The sequence below is a fragment of the Bacteroides sp. BFG-606 genome (assembly GCF_024788145.1).
GTDB lineage: Bacteria > Bacteroidota > Bacteroidia > Bacteroidales > Bacteroidaceae > Bacteroides > Bacteroides vicugnae.
Genome location: NZ_JANUIL010000001.1, coordinates 3,730,609 through 3,755,156, shown reverse-complemented (window position 1 = coordinate 3,755,156; position 24,548 = coordinate 3,730,609). Strand labels below are relative to the sequence as shown.

Genomic DNA, 24,548 nt, shown 5'->3' with positions numbered 1-24,548 from the left:
TTACGAATGCAAATATAAACCGTTAGTTCCATTTAAATGCATAAATCAGAAAGCAGCAGGTATCAATGCAAAGAAGAAAGACAAGAAATAGATAACACATTAATTATCAACAATATAATCAACACAAATCAGAGTATCAAATCATTGTTTTGATACTCTATTATGTTCTTGTTTCTGAATATATTCCAACGGGGTACAGCCCATTTGCTTTTTAAACAGACGAAAGAAAGAAGACTTTGAATTAAACCCGCAGGATTCTGCAATAGACATCAACGTGTACAAAGATATATCCTCTTCTTTTTGCTTTTGCACAAAAGCTTCCACCCGATAATGAGCTACGAAATCCGAGAAATTTGTATTCAATTTAAAAGACAAGCACTCCGATAAAGAAAAAATAGAGCAGGACAATGCCGCAGCAACATCCGCACTTTTCAACTGCTTGTTCAGATAGGGTTTCTCTGTGTCAAAATAATGAATGAGCCGCTCATATAAACGATCCAACTTCTCCTGACTAGATCTGGGAGTCTTTGGTTTATCCGCTTCTACCTCATTCATCACTTCCATATCCGCATCATGTCTTTTTCCAGCAACCGAATTTCGCACTTTCTTCCGCCAATATACCCAAATAATGCCAGACAAAACAAGTAGAACAACTCCGGCAACAATACCATACGTCACATACCACGGATATTCGACAGTAATTTCGAGTTGAGTTTCATAATCCGAATTCCCCTGTCCACGAACTCTCAACATATATTTTCCGGCAGGTAAATCAGTATATGTCAAACAATTATTCTCCAAATTATATTTCCATCTTTCATCCAATCCTTCCAAAATATATTGATAAGAATCCAATGCCCCCAAATATGTATGCATAGAAAAACACAATTCCAGATTATTCTGGAATGCAGGCAGCACCATTGATTTCGCGTATGCCGGAGTTACCGTTCCCAGATTCAAATCTTCCAGCAGCAATTGCTGTTTTCCCGCAACTTTGACTGAACTAATTCGCGGTATGTTACACAACACAGCACGTGACAACTGATTCGGATCACACACAACCAGCCCCATTTCATTAGCCCACCAATAATTGCCTTTATCATCTTTATAGAACGAACGACATACACCTCCCGGTATTCCGGCGGACAAATCATATAATTGCTTCTTATCCGTCACGCGATTATATCGTAGGATTCCTTTCATTGTGGCAATCCACCACACGTCCTGATCATCCTCATAAACACTATACACCGTATTATGAGGTAATATATTATCTTCTGAATAAATATCAACTTCCGATCCCCGCTCATTCAAAACAATCAATCCCAATCGGTCTGTACAGATAAACATTTTACCATTCTTACTCCTGGATATACTATTTATCTGTGCTTTAGAGATATTTTGCAATTTACTCTTTCCTTCAAAAGTATCTGTTATCTTTCGAGTGGCCTTATCCAATAAGAAGATTCCATCCGATGTTCCTATCCACAAACGATTACGAGAGTCAAAACATAAAGATAATGCGGAACAACCCGGATATTTCTCCGTATCCAACGAATACTGTTCTGTCAAACGGGTATGTTTATTATAATATAACACTTTTTCAGACGCAGCTAACCATATTCCATCTTCATCAGGCAAACAAGAGTAGAACTGACTACCTTTATAAATATTATCTTCCGAAAATGTTCTAAAAGAAGCATCCTTCAAAGAGAAAAGGACAAGTCCTTTTGTAGTACCAATCAAATAATCATCTCCTTTGAAAGGCTGGATAAATAATATAGAATTAGAGAGTAAAGCCGGATAATCCTTAGTCGTAAAAGTATGGACACGATTTTCTTTTTCTGAAACCATCAACAATCCGCTTCTCGTGCCTATTAGTTTTATACCATCCGGAATGATACTAAATGAGCGCACCTGACGATTGAAAGTGGTGAATTCCGTACCGGGAAGCTGATAAACTTTAAACGCGTCATTTTCAACTTGTGAGTAAGCTATTCCACCTGAAAAAATGCCCAGCCACAAAGTTGTTCCTTTCTTATACATAGAATAAAACTGATTGGAACGAAGGCCATTTTTCATATCTTCGTCTGTGGCAATCGTATATAATAACTGATTAGTAGAACACGAAAGCACTTCTACTCCCCATGTTGTATTAACAAACAATAGCCCTCCATCTATTACAAGCGGATAAGTCCGCTTTCTATCCTCCGACGCAAATTCAGTCATAAACCTATGGTTCTTCAAATCAAACCGTAACATCGAATTATATTCCGCCGAAATATAAAGTGTATTTTTATAAATATTTAGAGAAGCCAGGAAGAACGGATTAAATTTCAATGGCCAGACGTATTTGATAACTTCTCCCGTTTTAGTATCCAAATTCAACAGTGCTTTTTCTGTGAGCAGCCAATAATCAGTAAGCGTGTTCTCTACTATCGAAAAGACCTGTCCTTCATTAACTATCGTATGTTTCAAGACTCCCTTATCATAAACAAAAAGACCGTCAATAGCCGCTACATAGACCTTTTCATCTTTTCCCCAATGAATGGCACTCACTCTTTGCAGTTCCTTTTTTCCGTCACAAAGAATAGGTTCCATCTTACGGGTTTTCAGATTAATGCGGGCAAGTCCATTCTCCATGCCTACCCATAGCCAGTCTCCATCCGTCTCGGCCAAAGTCCGCACCTGCTTATTTTCGAATTCTGAATAAATTTCTGTATTAATTCCATCATAGCGGCACAATCCTGTATGAGTGCCAATCCATAAAAAACCGTTATCATCCTGAAGCATTACATTAGCCGTACTATATGGCAGTCCGTTCTCTGCTGTCAATCGATTAAATTTCAATTCCTTTGATAACAGATATTGCGAATTAATACTATTTAATAGTATAATTAATAATACAATGAGTATGTTTTTCATCCTTTTTCACATTCTGTTCTATGCAAATATACACTATTATTTCTTTCAATAAGTACATAACATTGAAAAAATCAATAGCAATATTCTATAAAAAACGGGAGTCCACTGCTCAAACAATCTATCTGATTGCCTCGCAGTACAACTCCCATCTCATTTTTCTATATATTACTGAATGAATAGTTAAAAAGACGACTTAATACAAATTGATATTTTTATCTTTAAAGCACTTATCATTCATATCATTACAGTTCACGAATCAGCACGCAACTCCATGGGGTCAACTCACTATTCCAAGTCAATGTCCCATCCGAAGCCACTTTCACAATCTGTTTTACTGTATTCCACGCGGCTTGTTTCAGATAGTTTATTTCTTTATGAGTCGGAGAATGCGGAGCACCTATCCTGACATAATCATCATATATATTACCATGCGCCTTATCCAAAGTCTCAATTTCAAAAACCGCACCGGGTTTTAAATCTTTCAATACCAAATTTACCTTTTTAGATGACGCTTGCATATAATTATTAAAATTCTTTGCCGAAGGTACAGCTTCTTCATATTCTGAAGGATAATTGAAAGCGATAGCAGAGATCTTTCCAGTCCGGGAGGAACGGCTCACAAATAGCGGGTCGTTATAATAAAGCTTCTCATCCCCTAACTGGTGCAGCATACGATAAGCATGAAAAGAGGGTTTCACCAATCCCTGAAAATTTATCATTCCAAAGCCACCGTGAAATATCTCCTCACCGCCTCCTTTTTCTTCAAATACATCCGTGAATGTCCAATACATTAATGAATTTGCCAAACCCAGACAATCCAGATTCACCTTTATTATATAAGCGGCCGGAGGCAGAATATCATGCATACGGTCACGGCTATTCGGACTGGTGCTCCACTCTGTCAAATGGATTTCCACATTGGGATATTTACTCTTTGCTATTTGCTGACGCAGCCAGGTAATATCATCATGAAGTGAATGTACATAACGAATAGCATCCTTACTGTTCCCCGTCTCCGGATCCAAAGCATAATCGGTCGGATAAGGGTGAGTAGAGATAAAATCAATCGGCAACTTCTCTTTTTCACAGTAACGGAGAAAATCTTCAATCCAAACCCCTTTCCATTGTTTGGTGTTAATCACATCCTGTGAATAGAACACTGATTTCTTGTGATCCATAATCTCACCATCATGACGTTCATCGGCTATGAAATTACTGGTTGCAGGTCCGCCCACTTTCAGCCTGTTATCTACTGATTTAATAGCATTAACAGATTCTTTATACAGGCGGAAATAATCACTTTTCGTTCCGTCAAAGAAACCCGCTTTAGGATTCAGATTCAGATTGGGTTCGTTCCAGACCTCAAAATACCATGTTAATACTTCATCAATACCGTATCGATCAACAACATGTTGTGTAAACTCCTTCACCAAATCATGCCATTTTACAAAATTATTGCGATCTACAGACACATTATTCCGATACCACATTTGTATCTTACTATTTTTCGCCGCCATATCTTTCGGAAAAAATGATAATTCTACAAATGGTTTGACTCCCAAAGCCAGCATCCGGTCATAAACTTCATCTACATATTGCCAATTATACACTACCTTTCCATCAGGTTTCTCAAAATAGACAAACATATCATCGCAGAATAAACCATGCATACGCACATATTGAAACCCGCAATGCTCTTTCACCAACTTCAAATGTTCCAACCATCCCGTACGCAAACCTTCATTTGCACGGCCTGCTCCTACTCCTACACTCCATAAATGTTCATAAGCCTGTCCTTGTGAGGTGGCATTGACTGTTTGAGCAGATGCAGGTATAGTAGACAAAACTACTGCTGCAAGCGCCACTAGAAATTTTCTCCTGTTCATTACTATTTAATAATTTATTATTTAATATTCAGTCGTTTATCGTATCCTTCATTCAATGTTTTATGCATTTTCCCTATCTTTATATTAACAGGTCCCGTAGCAGAATAAAACCATTCTCCATTTTTCTGGTAAATCGTGGCATATACCTCCCGTTCTGCTTTAATAGAATAATTCCCCCTTTTGATAAGGCGTCCTTTTCCCAAATACATAGATTGCACTTTTCCCTCCTGCTCACTTATCAGACCTAAAGTTCCACAGAAAGAAGAACGGGAAACGGGTGTATATACTTGCGAATCCGTCGCACTAAACAAATAATCGTCTCTGTTATTGCCCACCCGTATTCTCACACCGGTACAGTTTCCCTTAACAGGCACAGCCGCTACCTGATCCACTTGTGGGGTATTATTTTTAAAAGCCTCATAAACAGCGATAAAAGGTTCCGTCTTTGCATTATTTCCTTCCTGACGGACTATCAAGGTAGGCGTAAAGGAAGGTGGAGTAGATACATTTCCCGGAGTTAATCCCCTATTCAATGTTGTAGCAGGAGCGTCTGCCTGATAAATTTCACGCCCGTCAGCACCAGTCATCCAAAGACGTGTCGTTATATTTTCAGGCATTGTCCATGTAGCGATAAAATCTTGATTATAATCTACTTTACGCAAATTAGTAAACCAAGCATACCCCGGATGGTATGTTTTATCAAATTTATCAGATGGAATAACTGGAAGTTGATAACCTTTCACATCTGTCAAAACTAAGCCTGTTCCAACATTATGGAATAGATAGTCATTATCCTCCTGATCCGAACGGAAAATATCAATATAATAACCACTAAAATCCGATGTACGAACCAGAACTACCGTTCTTCTTTTCTCTCCCGCTGAAACATCTGCAAAATTCAGAAACGGAGTGAGTGCTCTATCATTTATAAATTTTCCCTGCTCAACGGTTGGCTCCATCGCCTCAATCACTATTTCACCTTCTGAATAACCAGGCAATATCGTATTTGCTCCTGTAGGTGACTGATGATACACATGATCTTTACTCCAATAAGACTCGTAAGCGGCAGCATCCGGTGCCAAAGCATAGCCATATCCATAAAACTGAAGAGATAATCCGTTAGGAGTCAAATGATAACCATTTGTTCCGCCATACAGAGTAGCCATCATCTTATAGGGAGCCTCCCAGTTCTTCATAGTAATAAAACGGTGATGTGGCGAATAAGAAGCTCTCTCATTATTTTCCATCCCCACTGAAGGAATAGCAGCAACATAAGTACATATGCCAGTCCAATCTGTATGCAAACGATTATATTTCCCCAGCAGAAATCCTTTATTCAAAGCGCCCGCAACAGATTCAACACCCTTTTGATTAGCAGTCTGTGAATAATATGTCAATAGATTCTCAAATGTAAGAAAGTTTGCACTTCCTCCTCTTGAATCTCCGAAAACAACCATATTGGCCGCATCATCCATCCAAGGGAAAACTGCCAAAGCTGCTTTTTGTAATATAGGATTATCAGCTATAATATCTACTCCCGAACGTTTCAATAATATAGCCCATTCCAATAACATCTGAATGGTACCAAAAGAATACCCCGGAGACTCCGGCCATAATCCCGTCACCGGATCATACGTCTTCAACATATCGGGGATAGCATCATGATATTCTGTCGATTCACTTGTGAGATAATGCAAATAATATTCCTTTCCTTTGCCATCGGCATAGGCATTATTTTCTTCAAGCACAAGGATAGGACGCAATAACATATTCCAACCATTCACATTCCAATTCCCTGATTTTGCGCCACGAATAAAACCAATATCAATAAAGCGTTTGAATACGGCACCTGCCACATCTTTCGTTTCTTTACCAATTTCTTTCAGGTGGGCATGTGAATTCGTTTTCAGATAATCATAAAGAAAATCATATGCTGCCGCCGCATGTAAAGCAAGATCATCATGTATCTGTTCATAATCATAATAACCACAAATTCCACCCGCTTCCCAGCCACCAGGTCCTCCTGTTGATTTTTCAGGATCAAGAATCGGATTCATATAATACGTACCCACTAACCATGTATTAAAAATATCGGCAGCAAAGCGGGCAAATTTTTCTTCATCTGTCACCCAATAAACAAATGCTGCATTCTCGGCGAGTGTCAGTATCTCTACATTATTACCACGTATCATGTGTCCACTTTCTTTATAAGGCACCAAGACAGGCGATTCTGACGGATTCTGCTTATTAAGCCCAAGCATATCCCCCGTTTCATTATATGGTTGCCGGTTTTCCAAAGGCACATTATAATACTTATTCCAAGTACGCATACCAGGCATACGAACGGTAGGAACAGGAGCATTCCCTTCGCCCCTCTCCCAGTTCTGCTTTTTCAAATAACATTGCGTATAGCGCTCTCCCTCTTTCCAGTACATAGCAAGACGTGAAATAATCCATTGAGGATCTGTCACATGACGATCTACATATTTCTCTACTTTTCCTCGTATCTGTTGGAATGATTCCTTAGCCCATGCTTCATTCGCTATTTTTTGTTGAATAGCAATCTTATCTGATGCAGAAACATATATACAAGGATGATCCTGTGCTTTTAATGCCCACATACTGCCTGTCCAAATGGCTATAAATAATAAAATGTTCTTCATTGAATAATGATTTATCTTTAATAACTAATTTACCGTTCAAGTCTATCTAACCAAAAATACGAATAAAACACCGCCGACACGTAATGAATAAAAATAAAATTATCATCTAAAAAATGATTGTATAACTTAGTTTTCGTTCGTTTTTACATAATATAATAAAAAAGTCCCGATAACTTAATATACTTACAAGTTACCGGGATCTTTTTTTATTATGTTATTTCACAAAAATCAAGCTGCAATCACACTCTTTCCTTCCTGCAGACGTTTTAATCTTAACAATGCTTCAATATAATAATAGTCTGCATAAATAATAGAAGCATCTATCTCGGAATGAGCAGGCCAGTGTCCTACACTATGCAACAGGAAAGAGGGGTTACTTTTTCCACTCTGATAATTATCAGAACTTAGACTCGTCAGCATTTCCACCGCAGCATCCCTGTAACGTTTGCCCGTACCATTCGGAAGATAAGTAGATAATTCGAGCAAAGAGGAAGCCACCACTGCCGCAGCCGAGGCGTCCCGTGGGGCATTCGGAATAGAGGGGTCATCGAAATCCCAATAAGGGACTTTGTCTTCGGGCAGACGTTCGAGATAAACATCTGTCACCTTCTGCGCGAAATCAAGATACTTCGGGTCTTTCGTTTCACGATAGACTACGGTATATCCATAGATTGCCCATGCTTGTCCGCGTGCCCACATGGTGCTGTCGGCATATCCCTGATGAGTGACTCCTTTAATGAGATTACCCGAAATCGTGTCATATACGGCTACGTGATATGAAGTATAATCAGGACGGAAATGACATTTCATTGTTTTGTCGGCATGAGAAACGGCAATATCATACAAATAAGGATTGCCACCATTCTTCGCCGCCCAGAACAACATTTCAAGGTTAATCATATTATCCATGATTGTGTTGTGAGGCCAGTTGCGCGGTTCCACTTCACGAGGCCATGAAAGCATTGTTCCCACTACCGGATTAAACAGAGCAGACAAAGAATCGGCAGTATCCAGAATCACTTTCTTATAAGCTGGATTCTTTGTCAAACGATAACCATTTCCATAACTGCAAAACACGAGGAATCCCAAGTCATGGTCATAGGCGGGAATTTGAGAAAGAAACTCCAATGAGTTCGTGAATTTCTTAGCTTCTTCCAGAATATGTTTATCCTGTGTATATTCGTAATCATACCAGAGCACCCCCGGCCAGAAACCGGCACACCATTCTTCTTTCGTTGCTTTACGGCAGTTCCAGTGATGTTCGTCAGCCATGATATTACGCGGCATCATCGTATAGTCAATTCCGGAATCTGTTTTCAGTTCCGTAAGTGTACGCTGTGCTTGTGCCGCACAGTAGTCCAATGCCTTATTCACATCCAATGTACCGGATGGCTTGTGAGTACACGTACAAAAACCTAACATCACAGCCAGACCTACTACAATCTTTTTCATCTTCGTTTAATATATTCGCGTTAATTCTTATTCTTTATTTCTCTTTGTCGATTACTTAGTCATTCATCAGTTACTTAATCATACACCACTTATTCAGTCATCCGGAACCAGTCTATATCTGCCCATCCGCGATTACCGTCATTCGGAGTTACGCAGAATACTCCAACTTTGGCTCCAATCCATTTGCCTTGTCGGGCTGTGAAAGGCTCTCCCACTGTCGTATATTTCTTTCCGTCCAGACTATAAGCGAATGTACAAACGGCTCCTTTACAAACCTTTACTTGTAAGTAAACTGTTTGCCACTCATTATCTGCTACTCCCGGCATCTTCAGATGTTCCACCGGAAGGTTTGCCAATTCTTTTATCTGTTCGGGATTTTGCTGTTCCGCATCCTTGCAGACTGCTTGTTGCAGAATAAACTGATCTCCTGCCTTACGAATGGAAAGATAACTATAATCCCATCCCATCACAATGATTCCGGTTTGTTCACCGTCCTGCTTGGCAGTAAATGTCAACTTGGTCGTAGCCGTAAACTCTTCAGCCGGAAACTTTTGCATCAACAAGTTAGGAACTTCCCAGAAGTTCACAAATTCTTTTGAGAGGCTGCCTGCATAAAGACGGATATATCCTAAGTCAGTAGTGAACCCATAAGTGTCTTTTTTATTAGCGTGCCATTGCCACTGTAGTCCCAAATGCCGGGTATTGAATTCATCACTTTCCGGTGGAGTAGTTACCGGATATGTCTTTCCCACATTCGGTTTCTTATAAGTAGTCACAGGTTCACCGCAGCCATCTTTATCCTTGTCTACTCCGATTACGGGCCAATCATTTACCCAAGTCATCGGATTCAGATGAATCACACGTCCGTAAGCTCCTTTATCTTGAAAATGAATGAACCATGATTCTCCAGTGTTCGTATCTACCCAGCCGCCTTGATGAGGACCGTTGATATTTGTCTTTCCTTGTGCCATGACAATCTTCGATTCGTAGGGGCCGTAGATATTCTTTGAACGAAGAACCAACTGCCAACCGGTAGCTACCCCGCCTGCCGGAGCAAAAATGTAATAGTATCCATTGCGTTTATAAAGTTTCGGGCCTTCCACCGTATGGTTCTTTCCATCATTTCCGTCAAATACCATCACCGGATCAGAAATAGCTTCCCGTACCTTCGGCATTCAACTCGCAGATCACGGCAATACTATTTACTCCACTACGACTGGCAGCATATGCATATACAAGATACACCTTACCATCTTCATCCCAAAGCGGCGTCGGGTCAATCATTCCTTTTCCAGCCTTTACCCGTACGGGGGTACTCCATTTTCCCTTCGGGTCTTTTGTCTTTATCATGTAGATTCCGTAATCCGGGTCACCCCAGTAGATATAAAATTCCCCGTTATGGAAACGGATAGAAGGCGCCCATACTCCCTTACCGTGCTGTGCCTTATCGAAAAATTCTTCCGGCTCCTGCACCGGTAGTGCATAATTCACCAACGACCAGTTCACCAAATCGTTGGAATGAAGAACAGGAATCCCCGGAATACAATTAAAGCTGGACGCTGTCATATAGAAATCATCTCCGGCTGCACAGACATCCGGATCCGAATAGTCGGCATGAAGAACCGGGTTCTGATAAGTACCATTTCCCTTATCAGCCACCCAGGTCTTAGAAATTTCTTGTGCACCTGCCAATGAACAGCAAGCCATCATTCCTGCTAAAAACAGAATCTTTTTACGCATACTACCTAACTAATAATTCTTTTCTAAATTCAAGTGTTATTCCTAAAAAACAGGTTCTTTCTACCTTATATAAAACTAATCTATCAGAAAACTGAATGTTATCTCTTTTTCTAAAGCAATCTATTTACTGACCTATTTGCTTATATATACGAAGGGGATTAGGTAAATACCTAATCCCCTTCATAACTTTTTCCTAAATATTCTTTTATCCAATAAAATTATTTAGCAAACATCAACGTTCCGAATCCTAATTGGTCATATCCTCCACTGTTAGGTCCGTAATCACCTGCTCCACCATCAGAATATCCACGACCGGCATTTTGGCGCATAAGTTCCACCCATTCTTTCGCATAACGTGCCGGACGATTATGATCTATTGCATAGCGATAAAAAAGTTCCCATGCAGGACGAACCGAACCACGAGTTTCATTGCCACTCTTATGCTCTTCATAAGACATACTTGGCCAAACACCACCCTCACAATTTTCGTAAGTAGTATAAGGCAAGCTGGATACGTCATATTTAAAATTACTTAGATTCCAGCTAGCAGATGCACTGCCTGTTTCTGTCGTACCATAATTATACTTGGCTATATACTCACACATGGACAACGCACGATAATTATCATAAGCAAAAAGGTCTTCACCAATATTCTTCGCCATCTGACAGAATACTCCCATCAGACTGACACACAAGGTTGCATGTCCCTGGTCGCGACCTGATTCCTGACACTGTCCCAGCAATTCTTCACTATCCGGATCTTGATGAACAAAAGGTACGCCATTCACAATGTTACCTGAACCAATGCCATACTTAAAGTATTGTATAGCTTCATTGATCTTAAAATTATCATCAGTCAGAATACCAATAGAAAGAATAGCTGTCATATTCGCTAAATCCCAATTAAGCCAATAATGCAATGCACACTTATTTCCTTCATGAGTACTCAGAAAACTACTGGCAAATGGATAGAAAACATCAACCATCCAAGATTTATATTTTATAAAATCAGAACTAGTCCAACCTTCATAGTCACGAAGAATCTCAGCCGCGTTAGCCAATTGATAAATCTGGATAGCTATCAAATTTTCATTCGGATCTACAAATTTCCCATCTGAACCAACAAGGTATCCTGTACAAGTCTTTGCCCAATCATTTAGAATATCAATACCAGCTTTTGCATATTTGTCTTTATCAGATTCATCGGATATCTTCCAGCGTAACGCTAATTGATAGGCGGAAGCTGCATCTTTCATTAAATTAGTATAATTACTATGATCTGAATATTTATCTCCCCATACATCCGGATTTAAACGCTTCAAAACCTCAACAGGATCGGCTTTCCAGTTATCTTGCGCATGCTTGCTCTGGCATAAATGATCATAGGCACTTTTCCAAGGTGAGGCACCCATACTTACCTTCTCTTTCACAAATTGAAAATCGTCTTCAGTATGCAGCATACAAGGATGTTGAAGTTTAGACGTATAATCTATTACTTCCGGCCAACTATCAATGTCGTTATAACCATCTTCTATTTCACTACAAGCAAGCAGTGAGGTAGAAGTCAGGGCTATCAGCCCTGCTCCTATCATATATTTAAATTTATTCTTCATAATATATTCTTATTTATTTTCGTTATCAACAAACTGCTGTAATTCTTCTACTGTCTTAAATGTCCGAATCCAATATACCGAATACGAGTCACCTGCACCGGAATTAGGATTAACATCAGCGACCACAATATTAAGAATTGTCAATTTAGTCGGTCCGAAAGTACCATCTTCTAAAGCAAATGTTCCTCTCTCAAAGTTACTTTGCAAATCGTAATAATAAACAGCAGTTTTTCCGGTTCCGGGTTCTACTCCACCTAAAATACTATAACTATTGTTGTTTCCTCCAACTGCACCCAGATAAGCTCCATTTGAAGTATCCAGTTTCACATTACCCTGTCTGCTATCATTTACAGAAGGCCTCACCATTTTAATAGCCATATAACGATATTTACCCGGATCTATCCAAACATATTTACTATCATTCCATTGAGCAAATTTTAAATCTCCACGATAATTTCCATCTTGCTTCATTTTAATAATAGCTTTTCCATCCACATAAGATACGCTACAACCATCATCTAAATACCACGGCAGCAAACTACTTGCAAACGAATAACACATACGTCCGGCAGCTACATTCACTGTTATTGACTGGGATATATTGCCATACGATGCAGTAATCGTTGCAGTGCCACTTTCTACTGCACGTACATGTAGCTTTCCTGTTTTGTCTACAGAGACAATCCCCTCATTATCACTACTCCATGAAAGCAGCGTCGCAGTTGCTTCTTGAGGAGTCAGTTTATAATTAATCTGATAATCTTCACCATATCCTAACGCAGACAATTCACCATCATTTATTAGTTCAATACCCGTTATCGGAACAATTACTTTTACAGATATATCAACCGAGGCCACAGCGGGAGCATCCGGATTCATATCATCAGCTGTTACCGTTATTGTTGCCGTTCCCTTGGACAGACCAGTAACAAGTCCATTTTTATCCACACTGGCAACTTCCGGATTACTACTTTCCCATTTATACCGTTGAAAAGTTGCATCAGCAGGAGTTGCATTTACTTTTAATTGCACCTCTTCTCCACCATCTATTTCTTCCGGAGCTTCAATAGAGAGAGATTCAATATACGTAAATGCCTCTAATACTTGAATGGTACGCGCAGGAGTCGCAGCAGATGCACCAAAGCCTATTTCCGGTGTCACACGTATGACGGCTTTACCTATCTTATCTTTAGTGACTATTTTTCCATCTTGAGTAACCGTTGCAACAGATTCATCTGATGAAGTCCAGCTAACCCCCGGATTCGAAACATTTTCCGGATTTATTTTATAAGAGAGTTGCAACTCCTTATTCTTTAACATATAAATCATGTTATCACCCGCATCATAATCCGTCTCTTCAATATCAATAGATGCTATTGTAGTCACTTCATCCATTTTGCCGCCCCAATCCTTATCATCAGAGCAAGAGGCTATACTGCAAGTCATGAAGAATAATGCTCCCCAATATGCTATTATGCTATTCTTTTTCATAAAATAATTCATTATTAAAACATTCAAAGGTTTATTATTACCATCCCGGATTCTGCCCCAAATTAGGGTTTAACTGGATTTGATCAGCCGGTAACGGATAAAGATCATTTTTGCTACCCCAAGCACGACCACTTTCCATAATTAAACATCCCTCTTCATTTCGAGCCATAGAAGAAGCATTGTGCCAAGCTGTTTCAAACTCCGTACCCTCCCATTTGATACCTAATATATCTTTAGGCATTTCAGTAATAGCCTCATTCCAGCGTTTCAAATCGTCAATACGGAAACCTTCGTTGTAAAGTTCTACTGTGCGTTCTCTACGAATCTCCTCTCGCATATCCAAATTATTATCTTCTACAAAGTCATTACTCAATTCCGGCATTTCCGTATTTATACGCTTACGAACTAAATTCAGAGATAGATTCAAATCCGAATCGGAGATCTTACCGTCCCGCTCATAGATAGCTTCTGCATAATTCAGTAATACTTCCGCATAACGAATGATCGGATAATCATAGCCTTCTTGCTCATCTTTCACTTTACGCTCTGCACACCATTTTTGATTTTGATATCCCGAACCTGAACGGACATCACATGTCATCGCATGCTGTGCATCTTCTCCTTCCAAACCTTTCCAGTCAATACGACATTCCGCATCTTTATTTGCCCAATATACAGTTCCATTTGCAAGCAAACTATTCTTCATACGATTATCACGATTTTGGAACTCTGTATTCATTTTCGCATATCTACTCAAATCAGACTTATCTATAGGCAAACCATCACTGCAAAGATATAGATTCACAAATTTACGACTGATATATTGCACATTTTTCAAACAATTGTGAGTTATATTCTTTCCTATCGGTGCAATCGTTTCATCATGGCGACGAGAGAAAATATACTCTTTGTTATCACTCTTAGTCAGATTGGCCGGATTAGATTGAACATTTTCCAATGTAAACAAGTACTTATAAGCCATTTCACCTAAGGCAGCGGGTTTAAACAGTTCATATTGCTTACTGTCAATCACTTTCTTTGCAGCATCCGCCGCAATAGCCAGCAGAGGCTTACCCCGTGTTTCATTATTGCGGAATTTTTGCCATGTACCTTCATAAAGAGCTACTCTTGATAGGAAAGCATATGCTCCCCATCTGGAGATTTTACCGGCATCTTCCGTACCAATCGTTTCCGGCAGTTCGGGTGCCGCTTCCTGCAAATCTTTAATTATATAATCAATAATTTCTCCACGGTCATTACGGGTAGTTCTCAATTCCGGAGAATTAATGTCCAGTGGTTCAGCAGTCCAAATCACATTTCCATATAATTGTACCAAATCAAAATAGCAATATGCACGGAAAAACTTAGCTTCAGCCACATAACGGCTGATTGATTCAGCACCCGAATAGGAAGCCGCATTCTTCAACAGAAGATTACAACGACGAATATGCGCATAATTACTTGTATAATTACCATCCGACGTAGGAATTGAATTATTACCATGACTATATTCGTTGATCGTGTTAGAAGTCATCAAATCCGAGCGCGTATCGGAATGAGGAGCATCATAGACCGCAGTAGAAAAATCACGTGTCCAACCATAAAAGTTATTGGCGAAGTATTCGAAATCACTGGCCGACCCCCACAAATTACCATCAGCCAACTGGTCTTGCGGATCAAGATCCAGGCAAGAGTTTAAAGTCATACCGAATGACAGTAATAAAAGAGCTTTTTTATATGTTTTCATAATTATCATTCAATTAAAATGTTACATTCAATCCAAAAGTTACAGTACGTACAAATGGGAAACGTCCGGCATCCGAAACCTTACGACTTGCTTCGGGATCCCATCCATCATTAATTTTTGAATGTTCCCAAAGGTCTGCGCCCGTAATATACAAGCGACAAGCACTTATGGATTTCAATTTATTCAAGAAAGAAGCAGGTACGGTATATCCCAATGTCACATTCTTCAAGCGTATATAAGAACCATCCTCAACTGACCAGGAAGAAGCCTGATAGTTGTACGTATTGATGGTATTATTATTGGTATATGAAGGATAAAACGCGTCACGATGTTCCGGACTCCATGTATTACCGACTGATTGATTGGAGGTATTCATATAAACAGCCTTCATCGGAATACGCCAGGTTTCATTGCCATCGTTACTATTGCCGCCACCCGTACGGAAGATCGTACGTTTAGCTACTCCCTGAAATACCAAAGACAGATCAAAGCCTTTCCATTCCGCACCCAGATTAAATGAATAAGAGATTTTCGGATCGTCTGTTCCTAAATACACGTAGTCATTATAATCCAATTTACCATCATTATTGATATCCGCGTACATATTGTCTCCCAAACGTATGTCGTTGGTCAGGCCAATAGAATTACTCGATAAGAAACGATACAAATATTTCTGACGCTGTTCTTCTGTCTGAATCTTGCCCGCATAGCGCAAACCGAAAATACTATTTAACGGATAGCCTTGCTGTTGCTCCTTAAATCCTGACGAAAGAACTGTCACTCCTCCGATATCAGTCAGTTTATTATTGGCATAAGAGAATGTACCCCCTACATGGTAACGTACATTTCCTATCTTGTCAGACCAATTCAGATTTCCTTCCCAACCATAAGCTTTAAACTTACCACTATTGGACATACCGGCATTATCTCCCAATATTCCCGGATACGAAACGTTGATCAACATATTATCATTGCGTTTCATAAATACTTCTACAGTACCGCTCAAACGAGAATTCAACAAAGAAAAATCGACACCTACATTGTAGTTTTTAATCCGTTCCCACTCACGCCCTATGGAAGCAATCTTACCATTCGTATCAATAATAGTAGCTTTACCAGCACCCAGATATGCTCCACTTTGAGACTCAAACTTATAGAACTGTGCCCCATCATAGCGGTCTACCCCACTCTGATTACCAACTTCACCATAAGACAGACGGAGTTTTAAATCATTCAGCCATTTAATATTCTGCATAAATGATTCTTGAGTGATGCGCCATCCGGCAGACAGTCCGTAAAAGAAATCCCACCGATTTTCCGGTTGGAACTTGGAAGATCCATCATAACGCATATTCACTTCAAACAGATATTTCTCGTTATAATTATAGTTCAGACGAGAATAATAAGACATTACAGCCTCATGCCATTTGGTTCCATGCTTATCTTTCAAGGAAATTTCTCCGGCACCGTTAATCGTTTCCAAAGAGTTCTGAATATCCTTGACTGAAACACCAAAGTAATCATATTCTTTGAGTTCGTACTGTGTACCAACCATAGCACTCACATTATGTTTTTTCGCAAATGTATTGTGGTAGTTCACATAGCCGGTCATTGAGTAGAAATCAGTGCGGGAGCTGGTTTTTTCGTAAGAGGAATTAGCCTGGTTAGAAACAGACGGTCCTCCATTAACTTCCGTACCGGCGTAATTGTAAGAAGTAATAGCCATCTTCTTTATGTCACGCGTAGCAGTACCCGAATTATAACCGAAATTAGCAACCACATCCAAATATTTATTTATATTGTAGGTAAACTTCTCACTGATATTCACTTCGGACACCTTCAAATTATTATCACCGCCTTTCTCTGCATACCAGATAGGAGACATCCAAGTACCCCATGAATAAGGTTTGCCATCAATAGTGGCAGCCGGAAGACCTGGCTGCGGATATCCCGATGTCAACGTGTTTCCTATCATAGAAGGGGAAACCTGATCCTGACGATTATATGCAATAACAGATTCAATCGTGAAATTATCAAAGACTTTCAGCTTGTTAGTCAAACGAAGATTAAAACGTTTGTTATTGTTATTTCCCCATTTCAGGTTACTGTCATCGTACATAAATCCGGCGGACAAACGATACAAATTCTTTTCCGTACCACCGGAAACTGCCAAATCGTGTTGTGTAGAGGCAGCATTTCCAAAAAGAATATCTGTCCAATTCGTATCCATAAACACAAAGTCTTTTACGTCTGTAAAGGCTGATGTAAACGGATTAGCACTGTGGCTCAAATCAATATATTTCCCCTCATTGGCCAAAGCAAGTTTCGCATATTGAACCCAAGTGTCCGTGTCTGTATATCCGTCATTATAACGAGCTTGCAATACAGCATTAGACCACTCGCCCAAACTCATTAGCTCCGGTTGAAGACCTACCATTTTATAAGTATACGAACCGCTGTACTCCACTTTGGCTTTTCCTTCTTTAGCTTGTTTGGTAGTCACCAATACTACACCACCGGCAGCACGTGAACCATAGATAGCAGCCGAAGCATCTTTCAAAAAGTTGATAGACTGAATATCTGAAGGATTTATATTACGTAACGCATTTACACTCTCATAGGCCACTCCATCAATAACAATTAATGGTTCCGTTGAATTAGCCGAAACGGCACCACGCAATTTCAATCCCCAGCTTTCATCACCCGGAGCCGAAGAGTTTCGCGTAATCATAACGCCCGGAACCTGTCCCTGCATCGCTTGCAACGGGCTGGACATAGTCCCTTTCTCTTTCAGCATCTTATCACTCACGACCGTCACAGCCCCCGTCAACGTTTCTTTCTTTTGAGAACCGTAACCAACCACAACCACTTCATCAAGTACTTCCGTGCTTTCTTTCATTGTCACGTTCAATATAGTTTGATTAGTTGTATGAAGCACTTGATCCTGATATCCGATATAGCTGAATTTCAACTGTGCACCCGCAGGAACATCTATTGAATATTTACCGTCAATATCCGTTATAGTTCCCCCTGCCTGACCGACGACACTTACGTTTACACCAATCAAAGGTTCGCCCGTAGCGTCAATCACAGTACCTTTCACTTTCTTTTGAACCTGTGCCACCACCTGGCCATCGTTCATGTTTGTATCGGCCCATGCCTTTGAAACAGGACAAAGTCCCAGCATTAATCCTAACGCAAACATTGCTGTCTTGTTAGGCCGCGAATTAAAAATTAATCCTCTTCGTTTCATAAAATTAAATTTGAGGTTTAAAAATAGTATTAAATTTTTGTTCTCTAAAATAAGATGAGGCATACAAATACCTCTTTGTAAATTCTGACTCCTTTTCCATAAGCACAAAAGGTTATTTATTAATGAATAAGATTATATACAATTCCGGAAGAATTCGCGCATTTCACGACGTCCCAGAAACAAGTGGTTTTCTACCGTCCTACGGCTAAGATTCAGTTCATTGGCGATTTCCGGGGAGGTTTTGTTTTCAAAACGGTTTAATGTATAAATTAACCGACGTTGTTCGGGCATGGCAGCCAGGCGTGTCCGCTCCATTGTCATCAAATCATCACCGATAACTTTTTCTTCAGTTTCATTGGTAGAGGTGGACATAGTATCATAGATGTAGCTGTCTATCTCCTGTTTCTTATAATAACGACGGATATAGTCGGTTACTATATTGCGGGCAATGGTGAACAGGAAATACTTCACTGTGTCCGGACGGAGCATTTGTTTGTAGTCCAGCAGACGTACAAATACATCTTGGGTTAAATCCTCCGCTTCGTAGCGATGAGTGATACGATAAGTAATATAGGTAAGAATCACCTGATAATATTCCTCGTATGAACGGGTAATGATGTTGTCGGAAGTGTTAATCGTTGTCTCCATAATACTATCTTTTTCGGTTTTGATCACGATGCAAATATAGGGGGGATTCCGGATATAACAGCCGGAAAATAAGGCGGATCAATCTCAACGAATCTAGATAGACTTATTTCAAACTAAAAATATAGTTATCAACAACTTACACTTAACAAAAATAGAGTATCACTTTATAAAATGAGACTCCATACAGTAAAATCGACGCCTTTTTGCTCAACTTTTACTCAATTGCTTTCATCTCCTTCACCCATTCCAATCTTACTATTGTCTCTCTACTGTCTTATTGACTCATCAAAGCTGTTAATGAAGCACAAACATTAAGAGATAAGTTTCATTTCATTAAAGATAAACTTGCTGTGAACTTATAGTAAAGTGACTTTTGATTATGGATAAACTATAAATGCAAGTTGCATTTATAAAATTGCAAGCTTTGTTTTTATAAATGCAACTTGCGTTTATAAAAACAAAGCTTGCGTTTATAGATTACTCTCTATGAAAAGTAACTTTGCAATAGAAGCAAAAGAAGTTTGTAAAGGGAAAAGAACAACTTTTCTATTAACAGATTAGGAAAGATATTACTCTTCTTTGGCAGTTCCGCCTATACTACGGATATATTCATTCGGAGTGACTCCCGTACTCTTTTTGAATGACCGGAAGAAAGAAGCACGCGAACTAAAACCGCAAAGCTCTGCCAATGCAGTCAGTGTATAGCGGGAATAGTGGCTATCCGCTACCATTTTCTTGAATTGAGTGACACGATATTCATTGATAAAATCGTAATAAGACTGATTGAGATACTGGTTCAAAAGATACGATAATGAATGTGAAGAAGTATCCAACGCAGAAGCCAAGTCACCCATTTTCAAATCGGGATGAATATAAGGCTTTTCTTTTTCCACATAAGCTACCAATTTCTTGTGAAGCTCCTTACATTCTTCTTCAGTCAACCGATTGGTCTTATATTTCTCTTCGGCAGGAGTAGAATGTTGTTCAGAAGTTACTTCCAATTGTTCCTCCAGTTGCTCTTTCTGCTGTACCTCCTTTACTGATGCCGAAATTGCAGGAGCAGGAGAAGCAAGTAAACGCCTCAAACGTTTCCACACATAATATCTGACAAGCGCCGCGGTTCCCATCATTAGCAGAACTGAAAGTGCCCATCCCCACCAAGGTATTATGGGGCGTACTGTCAGTTGATAAGTAGCTTCCGACTGCTCATTACCCGGAAGCCGCACACGGAAAGTATATGTCCCGGAAGCAAGTCCATAATAAGAAACTTCGTTTTGCGCAGCCAATAATTTCCAGTCCTTGTCCACTCCCTCCAGTCGATACTCATACAATAAGGCAGACGGCAGACCGTAAGCAAAATCCGTGAAACAGAAAGTCAGATTATTCTGGTTATATTTTAAAGAAGGATCAGTGAAAGGAACCCCATTAGCCAGTATATCTGTAAACACAATCGGGCGATTCTTACCACGCACTTCGTCCACACGTTTCGGATCGACATAAATCAATCCTTTGGTGTTGCCAAACCACAAGATTCCTTTTTCATCTTTATAGGCGGCTCCATTCGTAAACGTAGGGCCCGGCACTCCGTCATTGAAAGTGAAAGCGTCATACTCCTCTCCTTCTTCCTTTATACGCAGCAATCCGTCATTGCAAGCCACCCACAGCCAGCCTTGGTTATCCTCTATCACGGACATGAGCGAATTGTCCGGAAGTGTGGAGAATACAGAACGATTCCGGAAGCGGTCCATCGTTAAAGTGGATGTAAACAAGCTCCCTTTTTCACGAATAAAATAAAGGTTATGTTCGGCATCTTCGTAGATAGTACGCACTTTATCCTGATGCACAAATCCTTCCGGAAACACATTGGAACGTAAATTCCGGGAAGCCGGATCATAAATACACATACCGGTTTCCGTAGCAATCCATCCTTTGCCGGTGGAGTCAAAACTCACCTCATAAACGTTACCTTCCGGCAGCTGTGAGTTGGCACTGGTGAAATGCTTAATCTGCTTCGTCTGTCCGTTATAACAGAACAAGCCTTGTGAAGTACCTATCCAAAGATTTCCTTTTTCATCCGGTTTCACACAAAAAATATGCCCTTTCTGAAATAGTTCTGTATCGCCTTGGGCAAAGTATTTCAGAGACAAGGTCTCCGGATTCAGCACCATCATACCTCCGCCATAGGTGCCGATATAGTATTCGCCTTCATAAAAAGAGATGGTCAAGATCAAATCGGAAGTCAGGACGGGTTTCACAAAACTTTTCACGACGCCGGTAGTCTCATTGATATAAAACAAACCGTCACGTGATCCAATCACCTTTTCATGCCCCCCGGTTCACAAAAGAACGGATGGAGAGGTTTGCCGAGTTAAATAATGGAGGATAAGCGTAAGTCCGGAAAAGACCATTCTGGTAAAGTGAGTAGTCCAGACCGGCCTGAAAATGTCCCACCCAAACAGCACCTCTTTCATCTACGAGCAGCGAGTAAACGGAATTACTGCGAATCCCCTCTTTATCATTGACATCATGATAAAAACGGCGTGTCACCTGTTGGGCTTTATGCGAAAGGAAATGGACGCCATTACCGTCTGTTGCTATATATACGGTTTCTTTTCCATCACTGGAGATATCGGAAATGACATCACAGCCCAAAGATACCACATGGGAGAAGGTCTTCTTTTTTATGTCGAAACGGACGACCCCTTGACTCATCGTACCCAGATAGAGTGTTTCGTCAATCCGGGTCAGGCAACGGAAGTAATCGGCTTCGGGCACGTTCTCATGGAAATGCCAAGAGTCTATTTTACCATCTTTCAGTGAATAAAAGAACAGACCTTGCACTGTAGCCAGCCACAACGCACTTTTATCTTCGTTCAGGCAAATATCCATGATTCTGTTACAGGCGGCGAGCATATTACGGTCTGTCAATACCTGAAGCAACTGACCGTCTTTTTGAATGAACAAACCTTTCTCTGTACCAATATAAAGAATGTTGCCATCTGCCAGCAACGTATTGACAGCGAAGTCTATCTTTTCGGGAACGATTCTCTCCAACTGGTTGTTTACACGATTCAACCGCCAGAGTCCTACACCATTTCCTATCCAAAGTTGATTATTGGCTGTTTCCGTGATACTGTTTACCCGTTTCTTTCTGCCGGACTCCATTCCACGAAACTCAAAATGCCGTACTTTCACACCATCAAAACGGTCGAGGCAATTATCAGTTCCCAGCCAGACAAACCCCTCCGAATCTTTATAAATGGCATTCACCAACAATCCGGAAAGGCCGTCGGACATAACGACATTACGAAACGTGTAATTCTGGGCTTGCAGATTTACACCACAAACCAAATATATTAATAAAAGAATCAGATATTTAATTGTGCTTTTCACCTACAATGGGCTTTTTCATATTAAACATGTGACAAACTTACATAAAAATCTCCAAAAGAGAGTACTTCTAATAAAAAAAGTCATCCCTCCGCATTTGCTATACGCGTATAGACAAATACGAAGGGACGATTATATTTACTCAATGTAGCCTGAATAAATTATCAATCAATCATTTTCTCCACAAAGCAACCTTACAGGCCCTAATAATCCCGCTTCCAGTAACGGATCATTCTTTGTATAATATTTCCACGGGGCAAACAGGATTCGAAAACTGTAATTAGATATATGTAACCACCTGCATACAACGAGAAACAATTGCAGATAAAACGCTGAATATCAGCTATATTTCCTTTTTAACACTTTTCTGTTGTTTTTTGGTGCTTCGACATTTTCCGTATAATTTTGCAACGTATTTCTACCGCGGAGAATGTGCGAGGCTTTATTTTTGCCACGAAATCACAGTCAGTTGACATGGGTTGACAACGGTTCACAAACAGAGACAGGAATCTACCTGACACGTCAGGAATGCCACAGATGTTGAATCAGTTGACAACAGGCAACAATAGTTGACTTCCGTTCACTCCCCGATAGACGTGTTGCAGGGCCAAGGGCAAGCGCACACGAGATACATCAGTGTATAACCTCTAACAAAAGGGAAAGAATGAAGAAGACAAGACGATGTGCATGCTGCGGCAGGGAGTTCACTGCCTACAGCGGAGTGCAGAAGTACTGCTCTGTCGGCTGTGCCGATGAGGCAAAGAAAGAGAGAAAGAAAAGGCATGAGGATTTCCTAAGGGCAGCGGAACCTGTTGTAGGACTGAGACAGCAGGAGTATCTCACTTTTTCCAGGGCGGCTATCCTCATGGGATGCTCGCGCCAGTACGTTTATAAGCTCGTGAATCAGGGCAAGCTGAAAGCCTCACGCATCAGCAGCCGCATGGCAATCATTCGCCGTGCCGACATCGAGTCTATGCTGGAAGGCAACCCATATAATAAGGTGGTGTTCGGCAACAGACCGAAACCCACGAATTCCAGCAGGAAGCTAAGGAAGCAGGAAGCAGAGACTGCCAGCAATGAACCGCTGACCTACATTTCAGGAGAAGAGGTCATTGCCAACTACAAGGTGAAGCCGTCATGGCTCTACACAACCGCCAAACGCAACCAAATCCCCATTTGCAGGATTGGCTGCAGGAACTACTACAGCAAGAGTCACGTGGAGGAATGTCTCGGACTTACGGCTGACATCGCCTCCATCACAGCCTGGCTCACCACTGAACAGGCCTTTGAGGAATACGGGATGAGTGCGACCGCCATCCATGCCTATGCCTACCGCCACCGCATCCCGACCAAGAGGGAGTACGGCATTGTTTACTATTCAAGGACACACCTCGATGAGCTGCGGCAGACGGAAGTACTGGCTGATGACCGCTATTGTACAGTGGAAGAGGTAGCTGAGAAATACCGACTGTCAAAGGCAAACGTCCACCATATCACCAAAGTGCATGGAATAGCGAAGAGAAAAGTCGGTGTGAGAAACCTGCTGCTGCGTGACGATGTGGAGCGTGCAATGGCAGAAAGGGCTGAAAAGGGACTGTAGTTCCCGCCATTTCCCGTTGATAATGCATTTATCTGACAATTATCATCAATAACCGTCATCAACGGCATATCATTCAGTTCCTTTGCACCGTGGAGAAGGTCTCCACCCTGTAATATTCATCAATAATCATAAAGAACAAC

The 24,548-nt window shown here is 40.5% G+C and carries 10 protein-coding genes and 2 pseudogenes; 1 reads left to right on the top strand and 11 read right to left on the bottom strand.

Features of this window, described 5'->3' with window-relative positions:
* Positions 1 to 141 precede the first annotated feature (141 nt).
* From NXV01_RS13950 to NXV01_RS13900, 11 genes and pseudogenes are all read right to left on the bottom strand, one after another.
* Positions 142 to 2,925 (bottom strand): two-component regulator propeller domain-containing protein, encoded by a 2,784-nt coding sequence (locus NXV01_RS13950; RefSeq protein WP_259022701.1) that lies wholly within the window; start codon positions 2,923 to 2,925, stop codon positions 142 to 144.
* Positions 2,926 to 3,167: 242 nt separating this feature from the next.
* On the bottom strand, positions 3,168 to 4,811 hold the full coding sequence (locus tag NXV01_RS13945) for a GH39 family glycosyl hydrolase (RefSeq protein ID WP_259022700.1): 1,644 nt from the start codon (positions 4,809 to 4,811) through the stop codon (positions 3,168 to 3,170).
* A 17-nt stretch (positions 4,812 to 4,828) separates the two neighbouring features.
* A complete protein-coding gene (locus NXV01_RS13940) occupies positions 4,829 to 7,474 on the bottom strand; it encodes a hypothetical protein (protein WP_259022699.1) in 2,646 nt (881 codons plus the stop codon).
* A gap of 228 nt (positions 7,475 to 7,702) precedes the next feature.
* The gene (locus NXV01_RS13935) at positions 7,703 to 8,926 is read right to left on the bottom strand and encodes a glycoside hydrolase family 88 protein (RefSeq protein ID WP_259022698.1); all 1,224 of its coding nucleotides are present in this window, start codon (positions 8,924 to 8,926) and stop codon (positions 7,703 to 7,705) included.
* 89 nt (positions 8,927 to 9,015) lie between these two features.
* Positions 9,016 to 10,666: pseudogene (locus tag NXV01_RS13930) on the bottom strand (glycoside hydrolase 43 family protein).
* Between the two features lie 218 nt (positions 10,667 to 10,884).
* On the bottom strand, positions 10,885 to 12,279 hold the full coding sequence (locus tag NXV01_RS13925; RefSeq protein WP_259022697.1) for an alginate lyase family protein: 1,395 nt from the start codon (positions 12,277 to 12,279) through the stop codon (positions 10,885 to 10,887).
* A 9-nt stretch (positions 12,280 to 12,288) separates the two neighbouring features.
* Positions 12,289 to 13,770: an Ig-like domain-containing protein gene (locus NXV01_RS13920; RefSeq protein WP_195358745.1), complete on the bottom strand. Its 1,482-nt coding sequence runs from the start codon at positions 13,768 to 13,770 to the stop codon at positions 12,289 to 12,291.
* A gap of 37 nt (positions 13,771 to 13,807) precedes the next feature.
* Positions 13,808 to 15,517: a RagB/SusD family nutrient uptake outer membrane protein gene (locus NXV01_RS13915; protein ID WP_259022696.1), complete on the bottom strand. Its 1,710-nt coding sequence runs from the start codon at positions 15,515 to 15,517 to the stop codon at positions 13,808 to 13,810.
* A 13-nt stretch (positions 15,518 to 15,530) separates the two neighbouring features.
* A complete protein-coding gene (locus NXV01_RS13910; protein WP_258980066.1) occupies positions 15,531 to 18,833 on the bottom strand; it encodes a TonB-dependent receptor in 3,303 nt (1,100 codons plus the stop codon).
* A gap of 69 nt (positions 18,834 to 18,902) precedes the next feature.
* Positions 18,903 to 19,418, bottom strand: coding sequence for a sigma-70 family RNA polymerase sigma factor (locus NXV01_RS13905; RefSeq protein WP_258980064.1), 516 nt, complete (start codon positions 19,416 to 19,418; stop codon positions 18,903 to 18,905).
* 569 nt (positions 19,419 to 19,987) lie between these two features.
* Positions 19,988 to 22,811: pseudogene (locus tag NXV01_RS13900) on the bottom strand (two-component regulator propeller domain-containing protein).
* A 661-nt stretch (positions 22,812 to 23,472) separates the two neighbouring features.
* On the opposite strand from NXV01_RS13900, the gene NXV01_RS13895 reads away from it, so the two are divergent.
* On the top strand, positions 23,473 to 24,408 hold the full coding sequence (locus NXV01_RS13895) for a helix-turn-helix domain-containing protein (RefSeq protein WP_259022695.1): 936 nt from the start codon (positions 23,473 to 23,475) through the stop codon (positions 24,406 to 24,408).
* Positions 24,409 to 24,548: the final 140 nt, after the last annotated feature.

Coding starts and splice junctions, on each gene's coding strand:
- NXV01_RS13935 (WP_259022698.1), bottom strand. CDS start 8,926: ATGAAAAAGATTGTAGTAGGTCTGGCTGTGATGTTAGGTTTTTGTACG.
- NXV01_RS13910 (WP_258980066.1), bottom strand. CDS start 18,833: ATGCCTCATCTTATTTTAGAGAACAAAAATTTAATACTATTTTTAAAC.
- NXV01_RS13905 (WP_258980064.1), bottom strand. CDS start 19,418: ATGGAGACAACGATTAACACTTCCGACAACATCATTACCCGTTCATAC.
- NXV01_RS13915 (WP_259022696.1), bottom strand. CDS start 15,517: ATGAAAACATATAAAAAAGCTCTTTTATTACTGTCATTCGGTATGACT.
- NXV01_RS13920 (WP_195358745.1), bottom strand. CDS start 13,770: ATGAAAAAGAATAGCATAATAGCATATTGGGGAGCATTATTCTTCATG.
- NXV01_RS13945 (WP_259022700.1), bottom strand. CDS start 4,811: ATGAACAGGAGAAAATTTCTAGTGGCGCTTGCAGCAGTAGTTTTGTCT.
- NXV01_RS13940 (WP_259022699.1), bottom strand. CDS start 7,474: ATGAAGAACATTTTATTATTTATAGCCATTTGGACAGGCAGTATGTGG.
- NXV01_RS13925 (WP_259022697.1), bottom strand. CDS start 12,279: ATGAAGAATAAATTTAAATATATGATAGGAGCAGGGCTGATAGCCCTG.
- NXV01_RS13950 (WP_259022701.1), bottom strand. CDS start 2,925: ATGAAAAACATACTCATTGTATTATTAATTATACTATTAAATAGTATT.
- NXV01_RS13895 (WP_259022695.1), top strand. CDS start 23,473: ATGAAGAAGACAAGACGATGTGCATGCTGCGGCAGGGAGTTCACTGCC.